At 67.1% G+C, this 17,915-nt stretch carries 19 protein-coding genes, 1 tRNA gene and 1 other RNA gene; 10 read left to right on the top strand and 11 right to left on the bottom strand.

What is annotated here, in order from left to right; all coding sequences use genetic code 11:
* Nucleotides 1-3: 3 nt before the first annotated feature.
* Both AC5Y4F_RS19810 and AC5Y4F_RS19805 read right to left on the bottom strand, forming a co-directional pair.
* On the bottom strand, nt 4-714 hold the full coding sequence (locus AC5Y4F_RS19810) for a cutinase family protein (protein WP_499998082.1): 711 nt from the start codon (nt 712-714) through the stop codon (nt 4-6).
* Nucleotides 715-726: 12 nt separating this feature from the next.
* Nucleotides 727-900, bottom strand: a complete 174-nt coding sequence (locus AC5Y4F_RS19805; RefSeq protein ID WP_499997984.1) for a CsbD family protein — start codon at nt 898-900, stop codon at nt 727-729.
* Between the two features lie 60 nt (nt 901-960).
* Between AC5Y4F_RS19805 and AC5Y4F_RS19800 the strand changes: the two genes are divergently transcribed.
* Both AC5Y4F_RS19800 and lipL read left to right on the top strand, forming a co-directional pair.
* Nucleotides 961-1,113, top strand: coding sequence for a hypothetical protein (locus tag AC5Y4F_RS19800; RefSeq protein WP_499998093.1), 153 nt, complete (start codon nt 961-963; stop codon nt 1,111-1,113).
* Nucleotides 1,114-1,152: 39 nt separating this feature from the next.
* Complete coding sequence (lipL, locus tag AC5Y4F_RS19795; protein WP_499997982.1) at nt 1,153-2,454, top strand: esterase/beta-lactamase LipL; 1,302 nt, start codon at nt 1,153-1,155, stop codon at nt 2,452-2,454.
* Nucleotides 2,455-2,459: 5 nt separating this feature from the next.
* Here lipL and AC5Y4F_RS19790 read toward each other — a convergent pair whose 3' ends face one another.
* Nucleotides 2,460-3,518, bottom strand: coding sequence for an NAD(P)H-dependent amine dehydrogenase family protein (locus AC5Y4F_RS19790; RefSeq protein ID WP_067932423.1), 1,059 nt, complete (start codon nt 3,516-3,518; stop codon nt 2,460-2,462).
* A gap of 146 nt (nt 3,519-3,664) precedes the next feature.
* Here AC5Y4F_RS19790 and AC5Y4F_RS19785 point away from each other — a divergent pair, with 146 nt between their 5' ends.
* The gene (locus AC5Y4F_RS19785; protein WP_067932422.1) at nt 3,665-4,045 is read left to right on the top strand and encodes a hypothetical protein; all 381 of its coding nucleotides are present in this window, start codon (nt 3,665-3,667) and stop codon (nt 4,043-4,045) included.
* 14 nt (nt 4,046-4,059) lie between these two features.
* Entirely contained in the window at nt 4,060-4,800 is a 741-nt protein-coding gene (locus AC5Y4F_RS19780) for an enoyl-CoA hydratase/isomerase family protein (protein WP_499997979.1), read from the top strand.
* Here AC5Y4F_RS19780 and lucA read toward each other — a convergent pair whose 3' ends face one another.
* Nucleotides 4,801-5,700: a lipid uptake coordinator LucA gene (gene lucA / locus AC5Y4F_RS19775; RefSeq protein ID WP_499997978.1), complete on the bottom strand. Its 900-nt coding sequence runs from the start codon at nt 5,698-5,700 to the stop codon at nt 4,801-4,803.
* 88 nt (nt 5,701-5,788) lie between these two features.
* Nucleotides 5,789-5,877, bottom strand: a tRNA-Ser gene (locus AC5Y4F_RS19770).
* Nucleotides 5,878-5,953: 76 nt separating this feature from the next.
* On the opposite strand from AC5Y4F_RS19770, the gene ffs reads away from it, so the two are divergent.
* The 3 genes from ffs (at nt 5,954) to AC5Y4F_RS19755 (ending at nt 9,381) form a co-directional block, all read left to right on the top strand.
* Nucleotides 5,954-6,050: signal recognition particle sRNA small type (gene ffs / locus AC5Y4F_RS19765), an RNA gene on the top strand.
* Nucleotides 6,051-6,135: 85 nt separating this feature from the next.
* On the top strand, nt 6,136-7,431 hold the full coding sequence (locus AC5Y4F_RS19760; protein WP_499997975.1) for an aspartate aminotransferase type Ic: 1,296 nt from the start codon (nt 6,136-6,138) through the stop codon (nt 7,429-7,431).
* An 87-nt stretch (nt 7,432-7,518) separates the two neighbouring features.
* Nucleotides 7,519-9,381, top strand: coding sequence for a DNA polymerase III subunits gamma/tau (locus AC5Y4F_RS19755; protein ID WP_499997973.1), 1,863 nt, complete (start codon nt 7,519-7,521; stop codon nt 9,379-9,381).
* Nucleotides 9,382-9,439: 58 nt separating this feature from the next.
* Here the strand turns inward: AC5Y4F_RS19755 and AC5Y4F_RS19750 are convergent, their stop codons facing one another.
* Nucleotides 9,440-10,750 carry a class I SAM-dependent methyltransferase gene (locus tag AC5Y4F_RS19750; protein ID WP_197520500.1) on the bottom strand — a complete coding sequence of 437 codons (1,311 nt, stop codon included), beginning with the start codon at nt 10,748-10,750 and terminating at the stop codon, nt 9,440-9,442.
* Nucleotides 10,747-12,138: an FAD-binding oxidoreductase gene (locus AC5Y4F_RS19745; RefSeq protein ID WP_197520505.1), complete on the bottom strand. Its 1,392-nt coding sequence runs from the start codon at nt 12,136-12,138 to the stop codon at nt 10,747-10,749. The genes AC5Y4F_RS19750 and AC5Y4F_RS19745 overlap by 4 nt, the downstream gene beginning before the upstream one ends.
* 80 nt (nt 12,139-12,218) lie before the next feature.
* Between AC5Y4F_RS19745 and AC5Y4F_RS19740 the strand changes: the two genes are divergently transcribed.
* A complete protein-coding gene (locus AC5Y4F_RS19740; RefSeq protein ID WP_067932410.1) occupies nt 12,219-12,656 on the top strand; it encodes an SRPBCC family protein in 438 nt (145 codons plus the stop codon).
* A 15-nt stretch (nt 12,657-12,671) separates the two neighbouring features.
* Here AC5Y4F_RS19740 and AC5Y4F_RS19735 read toward each other — a convergent pair whose 3' ends face one another.
* A complete protein-coding gene (locus AC5Y4F_RS19735) occupies nt 12,672-13,433 on the bottom strand; it encodes an Rv3717 family N-acetylmuramoyl-L-alanine amidase (protein WP_067932409.1) in 762 nt (253 codons plus the stop codon).
* Nucleotides 13,434-13,531: 98 nt separating this feature from the next.
* Between AC5Y4F_RS19735 and AC5Y4F_RS19730 the strand changes: the two genes are divergently transcribed.
* Nucleotides 13,532-13,876, top strand: a complete 345-nt coding sequence (locus tag AC5Y4F_RS19730) for a YbaB/EbfC family nucleoid-associated protein (RefSeq protein ID WP_067932407.1) — start codon at nt 13,532-13,534, stop codon at nt 13,874-13,876.
* A gap of 14 nt (nt 13,877-13,890) precedes the next feature.
* The gene (recR, locus tag AC5Y4F_RS19725; RefSeq protein ID WP_067932405.1) at nt 13,891-14,502 is read left to right on the top strand and encodes a recombination mediator RecR; all 612 of its coding nucleotides are present in this window, start codon (nt 13,891-13,893) and stop codon (nt 14,500-14,502) included.
* Nucleotides 14,503-14,521: 19 nt separating this feature from the next.
* Here recR and AC5Y4F_RS19720 read toward each other — a convergent pair whose 3' ends face one another.
* The 3 genes from AC5Y4F_RS19720 to AC5Y4F_RS19710 form a co-directional block, all read right to left on the bottom strand.
* Nucleotides 14,522-15,841 carry an MFS transporter gene (locus AC5Y4F_RS19720; protein WP_067932403.1) on the bottom strand — a complete coding sequence of 440 codons (1,320 nt, stop codon included), beginning with the start codon at nt 15,839-15,841 and terminating at the stop codon, nt 14,522-14,524.
* Nucleotides 15,842-15,948: 107 nt separating this feature from the next.
* Nucleotides 15,949-16,656: a type 1 glutamine amidotransferase gene (locus AC5Y4F_RS19715; protein ID WP_499997966.1), complete on the bottom strand. Its 708-nt coding sequence runs from the start codon at nt 16,654-16,656 to the stop codon at nt 15,949-15,951.
* On the bottom strand, nt 16,649-17,878 hold the full coding sequence (locus AC5Y4F_RS19710) for a Mur ligase family protein (protein ID WP_499997964.1): 1,230 nt from the start codon (nt 17,876-17,878) through the stop codon (nt 16,649-16,651). Before AC5Y4F_RS19710 ends, AC5Y4F_RS19715 begins: the two co-directional genes overlap by 8 nt.
* Nucleotides 17,879-17,915 lie beyond the last annotated feature (37 nt).

Below are 17,915 nucleotides of genomic sequence, written 5' to 3'. Positions count from 1 at the left end.
ATATCAGAGGTGGCTGGAAGCGAAGTTGGCAGCTTGACTGGTCATCCCGTTAAGCGGATACGACGTGTGCGCGGCGAGGTCGTTGCCGTCGGCGTTGCCGCAGATCGGGTCGCCCTGCGCGCACAACTCGAGCGTCTTGGCCTGATACGACGGGCCGATAATCAGCGGCGGTGCGTTGTACTTCCGCAGGAACTGGCCCGACGGCGTACCGAACAACGTCACGGCGGCGACGTGCTTTGCGACGTCAGGCGGCATCGGTGGGGGCACCGCCGACGCGGGCACGCCCGGGGGCACGGCGGCCGAGGTGGTGTAGCCGGCCACCGCCGCGCCCTGCGAGTAGCCGCCGAGCACCTCTTTGGTGTTGGGGCAATTCGCGGCCATCGACTCGATGTGCGAACTGGCGTCCCGGATGCCGTCGATGACGGTCAACGGGAAGTCGGGGCTCGAAAAATCAGTGCTGGCAGGGTAATTGACTGGATACACGGTCAGCGATTTGTCACCGACCTGTGAGCGCAACGAATCGATGAATGTCTGACCTATTCCGCCGACACCTGGTGCTTCGCCGGATCCTCGGGCGAAAACGACTTCGACGTCGGGACACGGCTCGGCCGCCGCGGACGGAACGGATGCGCTCCACACCACTGAACCGGCCGCCGCCGCCACCGACAGCGCGGACACGACCAACCGGCGCACCGACATCACGGCCAACTCCATGCGGTTGTTCATTTACTTTTTGAAGGCGTCCTTCACCTTTTCGCCGGCGTCCTTCAGGCTGGATTTCGCTTGGTCCGCCTTGCCCTCGTCCCGGGTGTCGGCGTCTCCGGTGGCCTTGCCGATGGCCTCTTTGGCCCGGCCGCCCAGGTCCTCGACCTTGTTCTTCAGCTTGTCTTCGTTGCTCATGCCGCTGTGGCTACCCAGCAATGAGAGTTATCAAAACGCCCACCCTGTCATCATGGACCGGTGAGTACCGCAATTGTGGTGGCGGTAGTGGTGGTGCTGATGCTGCTCGGCATCGGCATGGTGGTCAACCAACTGGTGCGGCTCAAGCGCTATTTGGGAGACTTGCCCCCCGAGCAAGCCCCCGGTTCGAAACCTGAGCCACCGGAGGGCTGATAGCTTCAAGTTCGTGAACGATCGAGGCGTCGCGACGCGGTGACGCCGTCGACTCTGCTGGTCACCGACGCTGGCTTGCCACGCGGTGTGTCCGGCGCTGCAGACCCGCGCTTCGCGAGCGCCATCAGGATGTTCTCCCAGCTGTTTCCCGGTCGTCGCTTCGGTGGCGGGGCGCTGAGTGTGTATGTCGGGGGGATTCCCGTCGTGGACGTGTGGACCGGGTGGTCGGACCGGGCCGGCACGCAGCGCTGGACCGCGGACACCGGCGCCATGGTGTTCTCGGCGACCAAGGGGGTCGCGGCGACGGTGATTCACCGGCTCGCCGACCGCGGCCTGCTGTCCTACGACGCGCCGGTCGCCGAATATTGGCCCGAGTTCGGCGCCAATGGAAAGGGCGAGATCACGGTCCGCGACGTCCTGCGGCACCGTTCCGGGTTGTCACACCTGCGCGGAGTCACCAAGACGGAGTTGATGGATCACCTGCTCATGGAGGAGCGGCTGGCCGCGGCGCCGGTCGACCACCTGCGCGGCGTGCAGGCCTACCACGCGCTCACCTTCGGCTGGCTGCTGTCCGGTCTGGCCCGGGCGGTGACCGGCAAGGGCATGCGGGAACTGATCCGCCAGGAGGTGGCCCGCCCGCTCAACACCGACGGGTTGCATCTGGGCCGCCCACCGCAGGGCTCACCGACCACACCGGCGCAAATCCTGATACCGCAGGGCAGGCTGCGCGCACCGGTGTTCAACTTCATCGCACCGAGGGTGGCCGGTCTGCCATTCTCCGGTGCGCTGGGCGCGATGTACTTCCCCGGCGTCATCTCCCTGATCAAGGGCGACACCGCGTTTTTGGACGGCGAGGTCCCCGCGGCCAACGGCGTGGTCACCGGCCGCGCGCTCGCCAAAATGTTCGGCGCGCTGGCCAACGACGGCCGCATCGATGGAAAAAAGTTCCTGTCCGAAGATCTGGCGCACGGACTGGCCGGGCAGGCGCGCCGCAAGTGGCCCGATGCGAACATGGTGGTGCCCATGCCTTTTCACTTGGGCTACCATGAGTCGCCGGTTCCCGGTTTACTCCGCGGTTTCGGTCACGTCGGTCTGGGCGGAACGCTCGGCTGGGCCGACCCCGAGACCGGCAGCGCCTTCGGTTTCATTCACAACCGACTGCTGACACCGCTGCTGTTCGACATGGGATCCTTTGCGGGCCTTGCCCGTCCGCTGCGCAACGCCATCGAGGCGGTCCGTGACCAGGGCCCGCTCGCGGTGCCGCCGCTGGGTGCCCGCTACGCCAAACCCGCTCGGCGACGGGCTAATGTCCGCGAGGCCGTGGCGGCGGGCGAGGGCTGATCCGGCTACCCGAGATACGCGTTGCCGCGCGGCAGCGTCAGCGGAAGATCGGCGTAGGTGGCAATTCCCGGCGCCGCGGCGACCACGGCGGCGATCCCGTTGATGGCCGGCACGGCCGTCATGATGTGGCCGAGGTCCATGAATTCCTCGAGCGTGGTGGCCTCGAAGTACGGCGGTGGCAGGAAGCCGACCTTGGTGGTGACCGTCGGTTGCCCGTCGACCTGGATGACCCAGCCGTCCTGCTCGATCTTCCAGTCGGGCTCCAGGGTCTGGCCCTTCTTCCAGCGGACGTTGAGGTCGATCAGCGTCTTGCCGTTGACGATGCCCTGCCAGCTGATGTAGGTCCCCGCGACGTGTCCCGCGGGGATGGTCCAGGAAGCCATGACGAGATCCTCGGTGGTCTGGGCGAACTCGGCGACACACTTCACTTCGTCCAGCTCGACGCCGAGCGCGTCGCCCACCAGCCGGACGGCCTCGCCGAAGATGGCCGTGCCCTTCGCGGCCATCGCCGGCAGGTCGGGGTGGTCGATCGGCTGGCCGAAGCCGACGGGCTTCTCGGTCTCCGGCGAGTCGTAGAAGGTGGTGTCGGCGGCCTCGTTGACGGTGACCTTGTCGATCCGGTTGCAAACCATGGCCGACACGATGGCCAACAGTTCGGCGAAACCCGGGCTGACACCCGACCCGAAGATCGTGGACCCGCCCTTCTCGCAGGCCGCCAAGATGCGGTCGCGGCCGTCGCCGAGGTTGTGCCCGGTGATGAACGAGGCCGTGGTCACCACGTTGACGCCCGCGGACAGGATGCGGACCAGTTCGTCGACGTTGATCCACATCGGGTTGTAGACCACGCAGTCCGGCTTGAGGGCCAGCAACTCGTCGATGTCGTTGGTGGCCGTGATCCCAAGCGGCGGGATCCCGACGAGTTCGCCGGCGTCGCGCCCGGCCTTCTCCGGCGACCAGGCGTAGCAGCCGACCAATTCCAGGGTGGGGTTGGTGACGATCGATTTCAGTGAGCTCTTGCCGACGTTTCCGGTATTCCACTGAACGACGCGAAAGGTGTTTGGCACTCGCTCAGCATAGGGAATGGCCCGGGTTCTTAGTAGGCCTAATAGGCAGATTCCGAGGCCAATACTTCGGCGAAAAGATCCCAAATTCGGTCGGGGACGAGCCGGTAGGCTGCGTCGATGTCGGAGCCGCCGAAGGGAGTATCGCGATGCTGAGCGTGAAATGGTTGGAAAAGCCTGAGTCTCATGACTTTCCGGCGGCGGCGGACTACCTCACCATGGTTGCGCACGGACAGACCGTGAAGAAGGTGATCAAGAAGCTGAAATCGGGCACCGTGACACACAGGAAGGCCAAGGACATTCTGCGGGCGGCGCAGCTGAGCCTGCTGCCGGCGGACAATCCCCATGTCGCCGCGGACCTGACCAAGGTCGAAAAAGGCTTGCCGCTGTCGCCCATCCTGCTGGTGCGCGGCGACTTCACGAGCGGGGTTGCGTTGCAGATCGCCGACGGTTACCACCGCGTCTGCGCGAGCTATCACACCGACGAGAACACACCCATTCCCGTGGTCCTCGCGGCCGTCAGCCGCTGATCGGAGAAATGATCATGATCGACATCAGCACCGTGGGAACCGTACGGGTGCTGACCCTTTCGTCGGGCCCAGTCAACGCGCAGGATGTCGAGCTTCTCGAGGAGCTGGTTTCGGCGGTGCGCGAGCTGGCACGTTCGGGCGCCGGCGCGCTGGTTGTCACGGGTGCCGGGCGTGCCTTCAGCGCCGGCGTCGACCTCAATCGCGTGGTGCAGGGCGGCACGGGCTACACCGATCGGCTGGTACCCGCGCTGTCCGTGGCGTTCGAGGCGATGTTCAGCTATCCGGGACCGACCGTCGCCGCGATCAACGGCGCTGCCATCGCGGGCGGCTGCGTCCTTGCATGCGCCTGCGACCGCCGCTTGATCAGCCCCGAGGCGCAGATCGGCGCGGCCGAGGTGCGCGTTGGGGTGCCGTTTCCGGTCCCGGCGTTGGAGGTCATGCGTTACGCCTGCGGGAGGCACGCCGATGAGGTGCTGCTGGGCGGCGGCAACTATCGGGGCGCGGAGGCCGTGGCGCGGGGACTGGCCCACCGCGTCGTCGCCGACGAGCTCGTCGCGGCGGCCGTGGCGGAGGCGTCGGACCTGGGCAGCATCCCGGCCGACGCCTACCGGCAGACGAAGAACCAGTTGCACGCCCCGACCATGGCGCGGATCCGCGAGGCCCGCGGCGTTGATGGCGAGGTTCGGCGGATGTGGGGCACCGACGAGACGCTGCAACGCATAGCGGCCTACGTGGAGCGGCTGCGGCGCCGCTGATTAGTTCTCGTCGGCGCTTTCGTCCAGCGCCACGCCTGCACGCGTGCGCCTGCGTCGCATCCGGTGCGACCCCTTGCCGGTCGGGCGTCGGTTGCGCAATTTGGCCTTCGACTCGTCGCCCGCATCACCGGTCGCCTCGGACGTCTGGGTGGTGTCTGCGACGGGTGACGCGTCGGTCGCCGACTCCGCTGCCGCCTCAGAGTCGACGGTTTCCGCGGTTTCTGCGGTGATTTCGCTGGGGGCCGCCGCCGGCTCCGCAGCCTCAACTTCCGTGGTCTCTTCGGCTTCCGCCGGGGCGGTTTCCGCCTCGCCCGTCGCGTCCGCGTCAGTTTCAGCGGCCTCGGCCTGTTGGGTGTCTTCGGCTTCCTCGGGTTCTTCGGCGTCGGCTTCTTCAGCTTCCGCGGCGTCGGCGCCTTTCTTGCGCCGCACGCGACGCTCCTTGGGTTTCTTCGCCTTGATCGGTTTAGGCGGCGGTGGGGGAAGCTCGGCGACGAAGGAGAGGTAGAACGCGAAAATGCCGAGCAACGCGATCGCGGCGGCCGCCCCGTAGATTCCGAACAACCACCGTCCGGCGGCGTCCAGGCTCAGCCAGATCTCGCTCATCGCCGTCCCGATGATCAGCACACCGGCCAGCACGTGGGCCGCTATCGACCAGACCCTGATGGACAGGGCCAGCTGCGGCGTCCCCAACTCGGGCTTGCGGGTGCGCAGCAGGGTGAACACCACGGGCAGCGCCGCGAGCGCGATGAGCGCACCCGTCGCGATGCGCAGCGCCGTCCCCAACGTATGCGCGGTCTCGCCCATCAGCTCAGGCCAGCGGGGCAACACGAAGAAGAAGTAGAGGAAGCCGGCAGCGATCGAAAATAGCGCGTGCCACGGGATGGCGACCTTGCGCCCCATACCCCTCCTCGTGCTGGTGAATTCAGGCCAGCCTAAAGGCGGCCGACCCGAATCCATATCAATTCGTACGTGTCCGCTTTGCGGACGATGGCGGAGGATGCGGGATTTGAACCCGCGAGGGCTGTTAACCCAACCCGCGTTCCAGGCGAGCGCCATAGGCCACTAGGCGAATCCTCCGTGGCCATGGTAACCGAGGGCCCGGCGGCCCCCGCCAGTTGCTCGCCGTCGACTTCGGGCCAGGTATTAGACTCGTCGCTGGACCCCGCGCGGCGTCTATCCTGTGAACTCCCCCAGGGCCGGAAGGCAGCAAGGGTCAATGGGCTCTGTCGGGTGCGCGGGGTCCCCTATCTCCGTGAGTCGCGATCCGCTTCGCCCGGCTTCGGCGCGCTTGCGATCGCCACTAGGGGTTTCCCGCCTTCGAAAGCGAAAGGATCCATGGTGTCGCTGGAGTCCCTCACCCACGCCGAGCTCGCGGCCGCGAACAATCGTCATCAGCAGGCTTACACCGACCTGCAAGCCAAGAAGCTCGCCCTGGACCTGACAAGAGGCAAACCGGCTCCCGCGCAGCTAGACCTGTCCAACCCACTGCTGAGCCTGCCAGGGGACGACTTCCGCGACAGCGAGGGCACCGACACCCGCAACTACGGTGGCCTGCACGGCCTGCCAGAGCTACGGGCCATCTTCGGGGAGCTGCTGGGCATCCCGGTGCAGAACCTGATCGCGGGCAACAACTCCAGCCTGGAGCTGATGCACGACATCGTCGCCTTCTCGATGCTGTACGGCGGCGTGGACTCGCAGCGGCCGTGGAAGGACGAACCGAGCATCAAGTTCTTATGCCCGGCCCCCGGCTACGACCGGCACTTCGCCATCACCGAGACGATGGGGATCGAGATGATCCCCGTCCCGATGCTGTCCGACGGGCCGGATGTCGACCTGATCGAAGAGCTGGTCGCCGCCGACCCGGCCATCAGGGGCATGTGGACGGTCCCGGTGTTCGGCAATCCCACCGGGGTCACCTATTCCTGGGACACGGTTCTGCGGCTCGTCCAGATGCGGACCGCGGCGCCTGACTTCCGGCTGTTCTGGGACAACGCATACGCGGTGCACACGCTGACGCATGACTTCGTCCGGCAGGTCGACGTGCTCGGGCTGGCGGCCGCGGCCGGGAACCCCCACCGGCCCTACGTATTCGCGTCCACCTCGAAGATCACCTTCGCCGGTGCCGGCGTGAGCTTCCTGGGCGGATCGTTGGGCAACATCGCCTGGTACCTGCAGTACGCGGGTAAGAAGTCGATCGGACCCGACAAGCTCAACCAGCTGCGGCACCTGCGCTTCTTCCGCGACGCCGACGGCGTGCGGCTGCACATGCTGCGGCACCAGCAGATCCTGGCGCCGAAGTTCGCGTTGGCCGCCGAGATCCTGGATCAGCGGCTCAGCGACTCCAAGATCGCGTCGTGGACCGACCCCAAGGGCGGCTACTTCATCAGCCTGGACGTCCTGCCCGGCACGGCGAAGCGGACCGTCGCGCTGGCCAAGGACGCCGGCATCGCGGTCACCGAGGCGGGTGCGTCGTTCCCGTACCGCCGGGACCCCGAGGACAAGAACATCCGCATCGCGCCCACCTTTCCGTCGCTGCCGGATCTGCGCGACGCCGTAGACGGCCTGGCCACCTGCGCGCTGCTGGCGGCATCCGAGTCGCTGCTGGCGTCGTCCGCGTCCAGCGTGAACTGACGGCGGAAAAATCGCCGAAATCCCGCCCTACGTTCACATTCGCCGCCCCGCGGGCCCTCGTCAGCGGGCGCCGGTAGCCTGCTGACCGTGGCCCTCTACCGCAAGTACCGACCGGCAACCTTCGCCGAAGTGGTGGGGCAGGAGCACGTCACCGAACCCCTGTCGATCGCCCTGGAAGCGGGCCGGATCAACCACGCGTATCTGTTCTCGGGCCCGCGGGGCTGCGGGAAGACGTCGTCGGCGCGCATCCTGGCCCGCTCGCTGAACTGCGTTCAGGGCCCGACGGCCACCCCGTGCGGAGTCTGCGACTCGTGCCAGGCGCTGGCGCCCAACGCGCCCGGCAGCATCGACGTGGTCGAACTCGACGCCGCCAGCCACGGCGGCGTGGATGACACCCGCGAGCTGCGCGACCGCGCGTTCTATGCGCCCGCCCAGTCGCGCTACCGGGTGTTCATCGTCGACGAGGCGCACATGGTCACCACGGCGGGGTTCAACGCGCTGCTCAAGATCGTCGAGGAGCCCCCCGAGCACCTCATCTTCATCTTCGCCACCACCGAGCCCGAGAAGGTGCTGCCGACCATTCGATCGCGCACGCATCACTATCCGTTCCGGCTGTTGCCGCCGAAGACCATGCGGGCGTTGATCGCGCGGATCTGCGAGCAGGAGGGCGTCGTGGTTGACGACGCCGTCTACCCGCTGGTGATCCGCGCCGGCGGCGGCTCGCCTCGCGACACCCTGTCGGTGCTGGACCAGCTGGTTGCCGGCGCCGAGGGCGCCCATGTGACATATCAGCGGGCGCTGGGTCTTTTGGGGGCCACCGATATCGCGCTGATCGACGACGCCGTGGACTCACTTGCCGCTGCCGATGCCGCGGCGCTGTTCGGGGCGGTGGAATCGGTGATCGATGCCGGCCACGACCCACGGCGTTTCGCCACCGATCTGCTCGAGCGGTTTCGCGACCTGATCCTGCTGCAGGCCGTACCGGATGCCGCCAGCCGTGGCGTGGTGGATGCGCCGGAGGACGTGCTGGAGCGGATGCGTGAGCAAGCGACCCGGATCGGGCCGGCGACCCTGACCCGCTACGCCGAGGTGGTGCAGGCGGGGCTGGGCGAGATGCGCGGAGCGACGGCGACGCGTCTGCTGCTCGAAGTCGTGTGTGCGCGGTTGCTGCTGCCCTCGGCCAGCGACACCGAATCGGCGCTGCTGCAACGCGTCGAGAGAATCGAGACCCGGCTCGACATGTCCATTCCCGGCTCCGAAGCCGCCGCGGCGCCGCGCAGCGCACCGGCGCGGCCGCAACCCGAGCAATCCGTCCGGTTCACCCGGGCGTCCGCGGCCCCCGCCGCCGACCCCGAACCCAAGCGCGAGCCGAAGCCTGAGCCCAAGCCGGCTCCGGTCGCCGAACCGGCAGCGGCGGCGCCCCCCGAACCGGCTCCGGCGCCTGTAACCGAATCGGCTTCTGCGCCAGGTGAACTCAACACCGCGGCGGTGCGCAGCATGTGGCCCACGGTGCGCGAGAAAGTGCGTCAGCGCAGCCGTACCACCGAGGTGATGTTGGCCGGGGCGACCGTCCGGGCCATCGAGGGCAACACATTGGTGCTCAGCCATGAATCGGCGCCGCTGGCCAAGAGGCTCTGCGAGCAACGCAACGCCGATGTCATCGCCGAGGCGCTCAAAGACGCGCTGGGTGTCGATTGGCGGGTGCGCTGCGAGGCCGGCGCACCGGCGCCGGCCGCGCCACCCACACCCGCCGCCGGGGAAGCCCGTCCAGCGGTTCCCGACGCGGCCGAGCCCGCAGCCGACGTGGATTCCGCGCGCCGCGACGAAGAGGAACACATGCTCGCCGAGGCGGTCCGCGACGAGCCGTCGGCGCCGCGCCGCGACCCCGAAGAGGTCGCGCTCGAACTGCTGCAGAACGAGCTGGGCGCCCGTCGCATCGACAACGGCTAGTGGCGACCGTAAGCGCGGCGTAGCCGGGCGTAACGGGTCGCCACCAACGGCTAGGGCGTCAGGCCGTCCACCACGGCCGCAGCGGCAGGTCGTCGTCGCCCCGCGAGTCGGTATTGGCCGCCAGCACGTGATGGAGCTGAAGGTTGTTCTGCTCGAACGCCACCCGAGAAGCCGCCATATACAAGCCCCACACCTTGGCGGTCGGCAAGCCGACCTCGGCCACGGCCACGTCCCAGTGCTCGACCAGGTTGTGGCACCAGTCGCGCAATGTCATCGCGTAGTGATGGCGGAAGTTCTCCGCGTGCAACACCTCTAAGCCCACGTCCTGGACCGCACTGGTGATGCGGCCCGAGCCGGTGAGCTCTCCGTCGGGGAAGACGTAGCGATCGGTGAATCCGCCGGCGAACGAGGTCGCGGTGTTGTCGCGGCGGGTGATGCAGTGGTTGAGCAGCAGACCGCCGGTGCGCAGCTTCGACTTTAAAAACCCGAAGTAGGTCGGGTAGTTCTTGACGCCGATGTGCTCGGTCAGCCCGATCGAGGAGACGGCGTCGAACTTCGTCTCGCTCACGTCGCGGTAGTCGGAGTGCCGCACCTCGGCCATCTCCGACAGCCCCTCGTCGGCGATCGCTCGCTGCGCCCACTTCGCCTGCTCGGCCGACAGGGTGGCACCGATCGCACGGACGCCGCGCCGCGCGGCGTAACGCACCATGCCACCCCAACCGCAGCCGACGTCGAGCAACCGGTCGCCCGGCTGCAACCGCAACTTTTCGAAGATCAGCCGGTACTTGTTTTGCTGCGCATCCTCCAGCGTTGACTGGGGGTCGGGATACACCGCACAGGTGTACGTCATCGAGGGACCCAACACCAATTCGTAGAAGGTGTTGGAGACGTCGTAGTGGTGATGGATGGCCTCCGCGTCGCGGGTCTTGGTGTGCATCAGCCCTTCGGTGATCCGGCGCCACCGGGGCCGGGTTTCCTGGGGTGGCGGTGGCACCGGCAACAACCGCTCGAAGCCCATCGAACGGACGACGTTGGCCAGTACGCGCGCGGGTGGCCGCTTGAATTCGACCCGGTCGGTCAGCGTCTTGAGCAGTTGGTACGGATCACCCGGATGCACGCCGTACGCCTGCAGGTCGCCCGACACGTAGGCGCGGGCCAGACCGAGTTCGCCGGGCGCGGTCGCCAGGTAGGTGGCGCCGCGGGGCGTCCGAAGGTCCAGACCCAGTTCGGCGTCTTCGCTTCCGGCCGTGCTGCCGTCATAGGCGGTGAACTTCAGCGGATGTCGCCCGGTTGCGGCGAAGACCTCCAGGATCTCGGCCATGCTCAGTTTGCCGGTCGGCGAGCGGTGGGGTTCTTTTGTCGTCGTCATCGTCGTTGCACCGCCTTCGCGTAGAGGTCGAGTAAACGAGAATCGGGGTCATAGGTTTTCTTGACGGTGTTGTAGGCCTCGCCGCCGTACAACTCGTCGAAGTCCTCACGGGAGTAGAAGGATTCGGAATACAGCGACTTGTGGCCGCCGAGCTCGGCTACCTTGGCTTCGATCATCCGGTTGGTGGCACCTTCGGTGGCGCCGGCCGGCACCGACGACCAGAAGCCGACGTTGACGTAGGTGTGATCCGGCCGAATCGGGTACAAGGGCCAGCCGTGGTTATCGCGTAAACGCAACGGGCACAACCAGATTGGCGTGATCGGCACGCTGTCTAAGAACCACTGGAGGAAGTCGCAGGTCCGTTCGACCGGTACCTCGATGTCTTGCACCACCCGTTCGCGGGCCGGCCGGCCGCTGCGCGCCTCGATACGGTCGGACACCCCGAAGCGCCGATCCAGGGAGATCAGCTTCGAGTAGACGCTGCTGCGCCGATAGCGGCGCGGCCACCAGCGTCGCAGCCGCGGGTTCTGCGCGCCGAACGCGCGTGAGCACCAGAACCAATCGGTGTCCCAGCGCCAAAAGTAGTCGTGCATGGTCAGCCGGTCATCCTTGGTGGCTTCGACCCCGGAAGTGTCGTGCCGGATGGACTGGTAGTAAATGTTTTGGCCGGTGTAGTCGCTGACCGGGCCGGGCGTGGTGGTCCGCCGACCGACGCACAAGTAGCTTTCGTCGGCGCTGAAGACGACGCCGTCGAGGTAGTCGACCGGCGTCCCACCGTGGCCACCGGTGTCGATGATGCGTTCCATGGCCGCCACCAGATCGCGCAGCGAGCGGAATCGGATGTGCCGCAGCGCCACGAACGGGGTGACGGATTCCAGCTCGATCCGAAGCCGAGTTGAATACCCAAGCGTTCCATACGAATTCGGGAAGGAGCGGAAGAGGTCGGGGTGTTGGGTGCGTGAGGTGGTGAGCAAATCGCCAGCGCCGGTGAGGATGTCCATCTCGAGCACCGATTCATGCGGCAGACCGTTGCGGAACGACGACGACTCGATGCCCAGGCCGCTGACCGCACCGCCGAGGGTGATGGTCTTCAGCTGCGGCACGACCAGCGGTGAAAGCCCGTACGGCAGTGTCGCGGCAACCAGGTCCTCGTATGTACACATGCCGGCCACGTCGGCGGTGCGGGATTCGGGATCCACGCTCAGCACGCCGGTCAGCCCGGACGTGTCCAGGCCGGGCGCGTCGCGTTTGGTGCGGGCGCGGAACAGATTTGAGGTCGGCTTGGCCAGCCGGACGGCGGATGTCGGGGGGATGGATCGATAGCTTGCCAGCAGCCGGTCAACGCCGGACTTGTGGGCCGAGAGTGCAGATCCAAGGACAGGCACCAGATATACCCTAGTCTTCGACAACAGCCCGTGCACCCGCCGAAAGGGGAGCGCCGGGGAAAACATCATGAGGAGGGGTCGCCTTGGCACAGGTGAGCGCAGACAGCACCATCTTGATCAACGCGGAGCCTGCGGCAACCCTGGCCGCCGTCGCGGACTATCAGACTGTCCGTCCCAAGATCCTCTCCCCGCAGTACAGCGACTACCAGGTACTGCAGGGTGGGCAGGGGTCCGGCACCGTCGCCAAGTGGAAGCTGCAGGCCACCAAATCGCGGGTGCGCGACGTGCAGGTCAACGTCGATGTGGCTGGACATACCGTGATCGAAAAGGATGCGAACTCGTCGATGGTGATCAACTGGACGGTCGCTCCGGCCGGACCCGGCTCCAGCGTCACTGTGAAGACCACGTGGACCGGTGCCGGCGGTGTGAAGGGCTTCTTCGAGAAGACCTTTGCACCGTTGGGGCTCAAGAGGATTCAGGGCGAGGTGCTGGCCAATTTGAAGAAGGAACTGGAAGGCTGAGTTAGCGCCGCGCAGTCAGCGAGCCTGGCCCTGTGAGGCGAGGAAGCCCGCGACACCGCGGACCAGCGCGTCGGCGTACTTCTGCCGGCCCTCCGCGGACTCCATCAGCGTCGAGTCCGCGGGATTCTTCATGTTGCCGCACTCGACCAGGATCGACGGGTACTGCGCCAGATTCAGGCCGGTCAGGTCCGAGCGGCCGTAAAGACCGTTCTGGCCGATGTAGTTGGCCGGCGGGATCCCCGAGGCCTGCATCTGGTCGCGCATGATCCGCGCGTACTGCACCGATGGGCCCGCCTGCACCTGATTGAGCGGCGGCGCCGAGTAGTTGACGTGGAATCCCCGGCCGGATGGCGGCCCACCGTCGGCGTGGATGGACAGGACCGCGTTGGGATGCAGCGCGTTGGCCGCATTAGCGCGTTCGTCGACACATGGTCCCAGGCCGTTGTCGTTGGCGCGGGACAGAGCGGTACGCACGCCCAGGGCGTTCAACGCGGCGCGCACGCGCAGCGCGGTGTCCCAGGTGAAGGTGTGCTCCATAAAGCCGCTGTTGGTGGCCGTCCCGCTGGTCTGGCAGTCTTTGGTGCCACCGCGACCGGTGGGCACCTGGCGGTTGATGGAGCCATCGTTGGAGCCGTTGTGTCCCGGATCGATGAAGACCACCATGCCGGCGATGTTGGATGGGACCGCCGTCGCGGTCGGCATGATCGCCGTCGAAGCAGCGGCGAGCACACCGGCCGCCAATTTGATCCCGACACGTCTGCTCAGTCGTAGGTCCACGGCGCAAAGCTAACGCCGCGCGGTCTACGCTGGGAGTTTCGAATCGCCGGAGACTCACGAGCGAAACCAACTCGAGACCAAGATGCGAGGGGATTGTCATGCAACCCGGAGGCGATATGTCGGCGCTGCTGGCCCAGGCGCAGCAGATGCAGCAAAAGCTCATGGAGGCGCAGCAACAACTGGCGAACGCCGAGGTGCATGGTCAGGCCGGTGGAGGCTTGGTCGAGGTCGTCGTCAAGGGCAGCGGCGAAGTGGTCGCGGTGAAGATCGATCCCTCCGTCGTCGACCCGTCTGACGTCGAGACCTTGCAGGACCTGATCGTCGGCGCCATGGGTGATGCGTCCAAACAGGTCACCCGGATGGCCCAGGAACGGCTGGGGTCGCTGGCGGGCGGCTTCGGCCCGCCGACAGGACAACCGCCCGCCCCGACGCAGGGACTCTAGGCCGCGCGACCAACATGTTCGAAGGACCCGTTCAGGATTTGATCGACGAGCTCGGCAGGCTGCCGGGCATCGGGCCCAAGAGCGCCCAGCGCATCGCCTTTCACCTGTTGTCGGTTGAACCGCCGGATATCGACCGGCTGACCGCGGTGCTGGCGAAGGTCCGTGACGGGGTGCGGTTCTGTGTGGTGTGCGGCAACGTCTCGGACAACGAGCGCTGCCGGATCTGCGCGGATCCCCGCCGGGACGGCTCGCAGGTGTGCGTCGTCGAGGAGCCCAAAGACGTTCAGGCCGTCGAGCGCACCCGCGAATTCCGTGGCCGCTACCACGTGCTGGGCGGTGCGCTCGATCCGTTATCCGGCGTGGGACCCGATCAGCTGCGGATCCGCGAGCTGCTGAGCCGGATCGGGGAGCGGGTCGACGACGTCGACATCACCGAGGTGATCATTGCCACCGACCCGAACACCGAAGGCGAAGCGACGGCCACCTACCTGGTGCGGATGCTGCGCGACATCCCCGGCCTGACCGTGACTCGGATCGCATCGGGGCTGCCGATGGGCGGTGACTTGGAGTTCGCTGACGAACTGACGCTAGGCCGTGCGCTCGCCGGCCGCCGGGCCATGGTTTAGAACACCGGCTCGCAAGCTCTCACGCGCCGGCCAACTCGCCGGCGTCGCTTTCGACTGCGGGCCCCGATCCCGGCAGCGGTTTGCCGGCGACTTCCGGCATGAATCGAACGGCGACCGTCCCCACCAGGCCCGCCAAGATCAGCATGTAGGCCGGCACCATGGCGCTGCCGGTGCGGGATATCAGCGCTTGAGCGATCACCGGGGTGGTTCCGCCCACGGTTGACAGTGCGATGTTGTACGAAATTGCCAGGGCTCCATTGCGCACCCTGGTCGGGAACAGCGCGGGCAGCGCCGCGGGGGTGGTGCTGTCGAAACATAGCTCCATCAGCCCGACGAGCAGCACGCCGATGAAGATCAACGGAAAGACACCGCCGAAGCGCATCAGCAAGAATGCCGGGACCGACGCCAAAACGAGCAATCCGCAGCCAGTCCACATGATCGGTTTGACGCCGATACGGTCGGACAACATGGCGACGAACACCACTGCGGCCATCAGGATCGCCAACGTTGCGACGATTATCACCAGGCTGGGCGTATTACCCACGTGCACAACCACTTTGAGGTATGTCGGTAAGTAGCCGGTGAGCATGAAGTCGGGCACCTGTGAGGCCACCACAATTGCCGCGCAGACCACCATCGGCCTCCACTGCTCCACCACTGTGCTGCGAATCTGCTGCCAGCCGCGCTCAACTGGCGTATCGGTGTTGTCGCTCACCAGTTTGTAGGCGGGTGACTCCTCGATCCGCAGCCGCAAGTAGAGAGCGAGGACCCCCAAGGGCGCTCCCAGCAACAGCGGAATCCGCCAGCCCCACACCAGCATCGAGTGGCTTGGCAGCGAGGCCTGCAATGCGGTCACCAGCAGGCCGGCGAGCACGAAGCCGACCAGGTTGCCCAGCGGAAGGAACCCGACCATCATGCCCCGCTTGCGGTCGGGGGCCCGCTCGACCAGATAGGTCATGGCGCCGACAAACTCGCCGCCGGTAGACAGGCCTTGAAAGATCCGCGCGACCAGCAGGAGGATCGGCGCCCAGATGCCGATGGTGCTGTAGCCGGGCAGCAAGCCGGTCATGGTGGTACCCACCGCCATCAGCAGGATTGTGATCACCAGAACCCGCTTGCGCCCGACGCGATCCCCGAGCGGGCCGAGGACGAACCCGCCGAGCGGGCGCACCACATACGCCGCCGCCAGCGTGCTGAAGGTCGCGATGAGATGGACCGCGCTGACGCTATTGCCGGGATAGAAGACCTGCGCAATGGTGGTCGCGATGTAGCCGTAGACGCCGAAGTCGTACCACTCCATGAAATTGCCGATGGCAGTCGCCAGTGTGTCCCGGCGCATCGTCGAACCGGTGCCCCGGGAGTCAGTGCCTGTGCCGTGCCGGACGCGTCGGATGCTCATTGACACGTCGCGTACCCACAACGTTGCTGCACGGAACCGGTCGTGCCTCAGCGCGCGGCTAACCGCTCGCGGCGCAGCAAGTCCACCTCGGGAAGTTTTAGCGGAGCCAGCCCGCCGACCACCTTGCTGAGCAGCAGATCGGCCAGCTCCGGGTTGCGGGCCAGGCAGGGCCCGTGCATGTATGTCGCAACGACGCTGCCCTGCACCGCGCCGTCGAAGCCGTCGCCTGCCCGGTTGCCCACGCCCTTGACAACCGCGCCCAGCGGCGACGCCGCCGGACCCAGCACGGTGCCCCCTCGGTGGTTTTCGAAACCGGTGAGACGCTCGGTCAGGCCCGCCAGCAGCGGTTTGGTCGCCAGCTCGCCGATGGTGCGCGCCTCTTGCGGTGACGTCGTCGCGTCCAGCATGCCCACGCCGTCGACGCGTTCCCCGGCCGACGTTTCATACCAGTGCCCGAGCACCTGCACGGCCGCACAGATCGCCAGCACCGGAGCACCCCTTTCGGCAGCGCGCTGCAGGCCCGGGTGCTTGACCAGGTGCCGGGTGGCCAGGCGTTGCGCGTAGTCCTCGGCTCCGCCCAGCGTGTAGAGATCCAACGACTCGGGCACCGCGTCGGCCAGCGTGATCTCGACGATCTCGGCGGCGATCCCGCGCAGCCGAAGTCGTTGCCGCAAGACCAGCGCGTTGCCGCCGTCGCCATAGGTGCCCATGACGTCGGGCAGCACCAACCCGATCCGCACCGTCGAGTCAGCCATGGTGCGCCAATGCTCGTTGCAGCTGCAGGAACGCGGTGTAGTTGGCGACGACCTCCACCCGCCCGGGCGGGCACGACGCGATCGCGGCGACCGTGTCGTGCACCAGGGTGTGCTCGACGCCCGCGTATGCCAGACGCACCGCCAAGTCGGTGCCGCGCTCGCCGGCGGCTACGACTTCGGTTTCATCGAAGTGCTCGAATCGCACATCCCAGAGCCACGACAAATCTTCTCCGTCGGGCACCTGGCCGTTGACCGAGATGACCACCCCGGCAACATGCTTGTCCACCATCGACAGCGCCTCCTGCCAGCCCGCCGGGTTTTTGGCCAGCAGGACGCGCACCTCGTGCGCGCCGACGCGGACGGTCCGATAACGGCCCGAGACCTCGTCGACAGCCGACACGGCCGCCACCGCCGATGCGGGATCGGCGCCCAATGCGACCGCGGCCGCGACGGCCTGGGCGGCGTTGCCCCGATTGACCGCGCCGGGCAGCGCCAGCCGCATCGGCAGGGCCAGGCCGTCGGGCCCGTAGAGGGTGTCGTCGTCGAACCACCATTGCGGGCTGGGCCGTTTGAAGTCCGCGCCGGTGGAATACCAGTGACCCCGGTCGCGAACGATGATCTCGCCGCTGCGCGGGCAGCTGACCGAGTCGTTCGACCACGAACCGCCCGCGGCCACCCAAATCACGTTGGCACTGTCGTACGCCGCCGACGTCATCAGCACGTCGTCGCAGTTGGCGACGACCACCGCCGTGGGGTGCCGGGCCAGCCCGGCGCGCAGGGTCCGCTCGATGACGTTGATCTCGCCGACCCGGTCCAGCTGGTCGCGTGAAAGGTTGAGCAGTACGACGACGCTGGGTTCGACGGCGTCGGATACGTGCGGGACGTGCATTTCGTCGACTTCGAGGGCCGCCAGGGATGCATCGCGGCTGCCGGCCAGCGCCGCGACCAGGCCGGCGTCCATGTTGGCGCCCTCGGCGTTGGTGGCGACCGCACCCAGCGTCGCCAGGGCGGCCGACGTCATCCTCGTGGTGGTGGATTTGCCGTTGGTGCCGGTGACGATGATGGTGCGCCGTCCGACGGCGAGTTGCCGGAGCACCGAGCGGTCCAGCGCCAGCGCGATGAGGCCGCCGATCATCGCCCCGGCCCCGCGCCCGGTCACCCGCGACGCCCAGCGCGCACTCGCTCCTGCGGCGAGGGCCAGACGGGCACGGGTGGTAACCACCCGGGAAGTTTAAATGCGCGCCCCCACCGGTTTCGAA

The organism is Mycobacterium sp. NGS56 (assembly GCF_059812425.1).
Note: the sequence above shows the minus strand (reverse complement) of the source record. Positions and strands in the feature narration are given on the sequence as shown.

Coding starts and splice junctions, on each gene's coding strand:
- AC5Y4F_RS19810 (WP_499998082.1), bottom strand. CDS start 714: ATGGAGTTGGCCGTGATGTCGGTGCGCCGGTTGGTCGTGTCCGCGCTG.
- AC5Y4F_RS19805 (WP_499997984.1), bottom strand. CDS start 900: ATGAGCAACGAAGACAAGCTGAAGAACAAGGTCGAGGACCTGGGCGGC.
- AC5Y4F_RS19785 (WP_067932422.1), top strand. CDS start 3,665: ATGCTGAGCGTGAAATGGTTGGAAAAGCCTGAGTCTCATGACTTTCCG.
- AC5Y4F_RS19780 (WP_499997979.1), top strand. CDS start 4,060: ATGATCGACATCAGCACCGTGGGAACCGTACGGGTGCTGACCCTTTCG.
- lucA (WP_499997978.1), bottom strand. CDS start 5,700: ATGGGGCGCAAGGTCGCCATCCCGTGGCACGCGCTATTTTCGATCGCT.
- AC5Y4F_RS19760 (WP_499997975.1), top strand. CDS start 6,136: ATGGTGTCGCTGGAGTCCCTCACCCACGCCGAGCTCGCGGCCGCGAAC.
- AC5Y4F_RS19750 (WP_197520500.1), bottom strand. CDS start 10,750: ATGACGACGACAAAAGAACCCCACCGCTCGCCGACCGGCAAACTGAGC.
- AC5Y4F_RS19730 (WP_067932407.1), top strand. CDS start 13,532: ATGCAACCCGGAGGCGATATGTCGGCGCTGCTGGCCCAGGCGCAGCAG.
- recR (WP_067932405.1), top strand. CDS start 13,891: ATGTTCGAAGGACCCGTTCAGGATTTGATCGACGAGCTCGGCAGGCTG.
- AC5Y4F_RS19720 (WP_067932403.1), bottom strand. CDS start 15,841: ATGCGCCGGGACACACTGGCGACTGCCATCGGCAATTTCATGGAGTGG.
- AC5Y4F_RS19715 (WP_499997966.1), bottom strand. CDS start 16,656: ATGGCTGACTCGACGGTGCGGATCGGGTTGGTGCTGCCCGACGTCATG.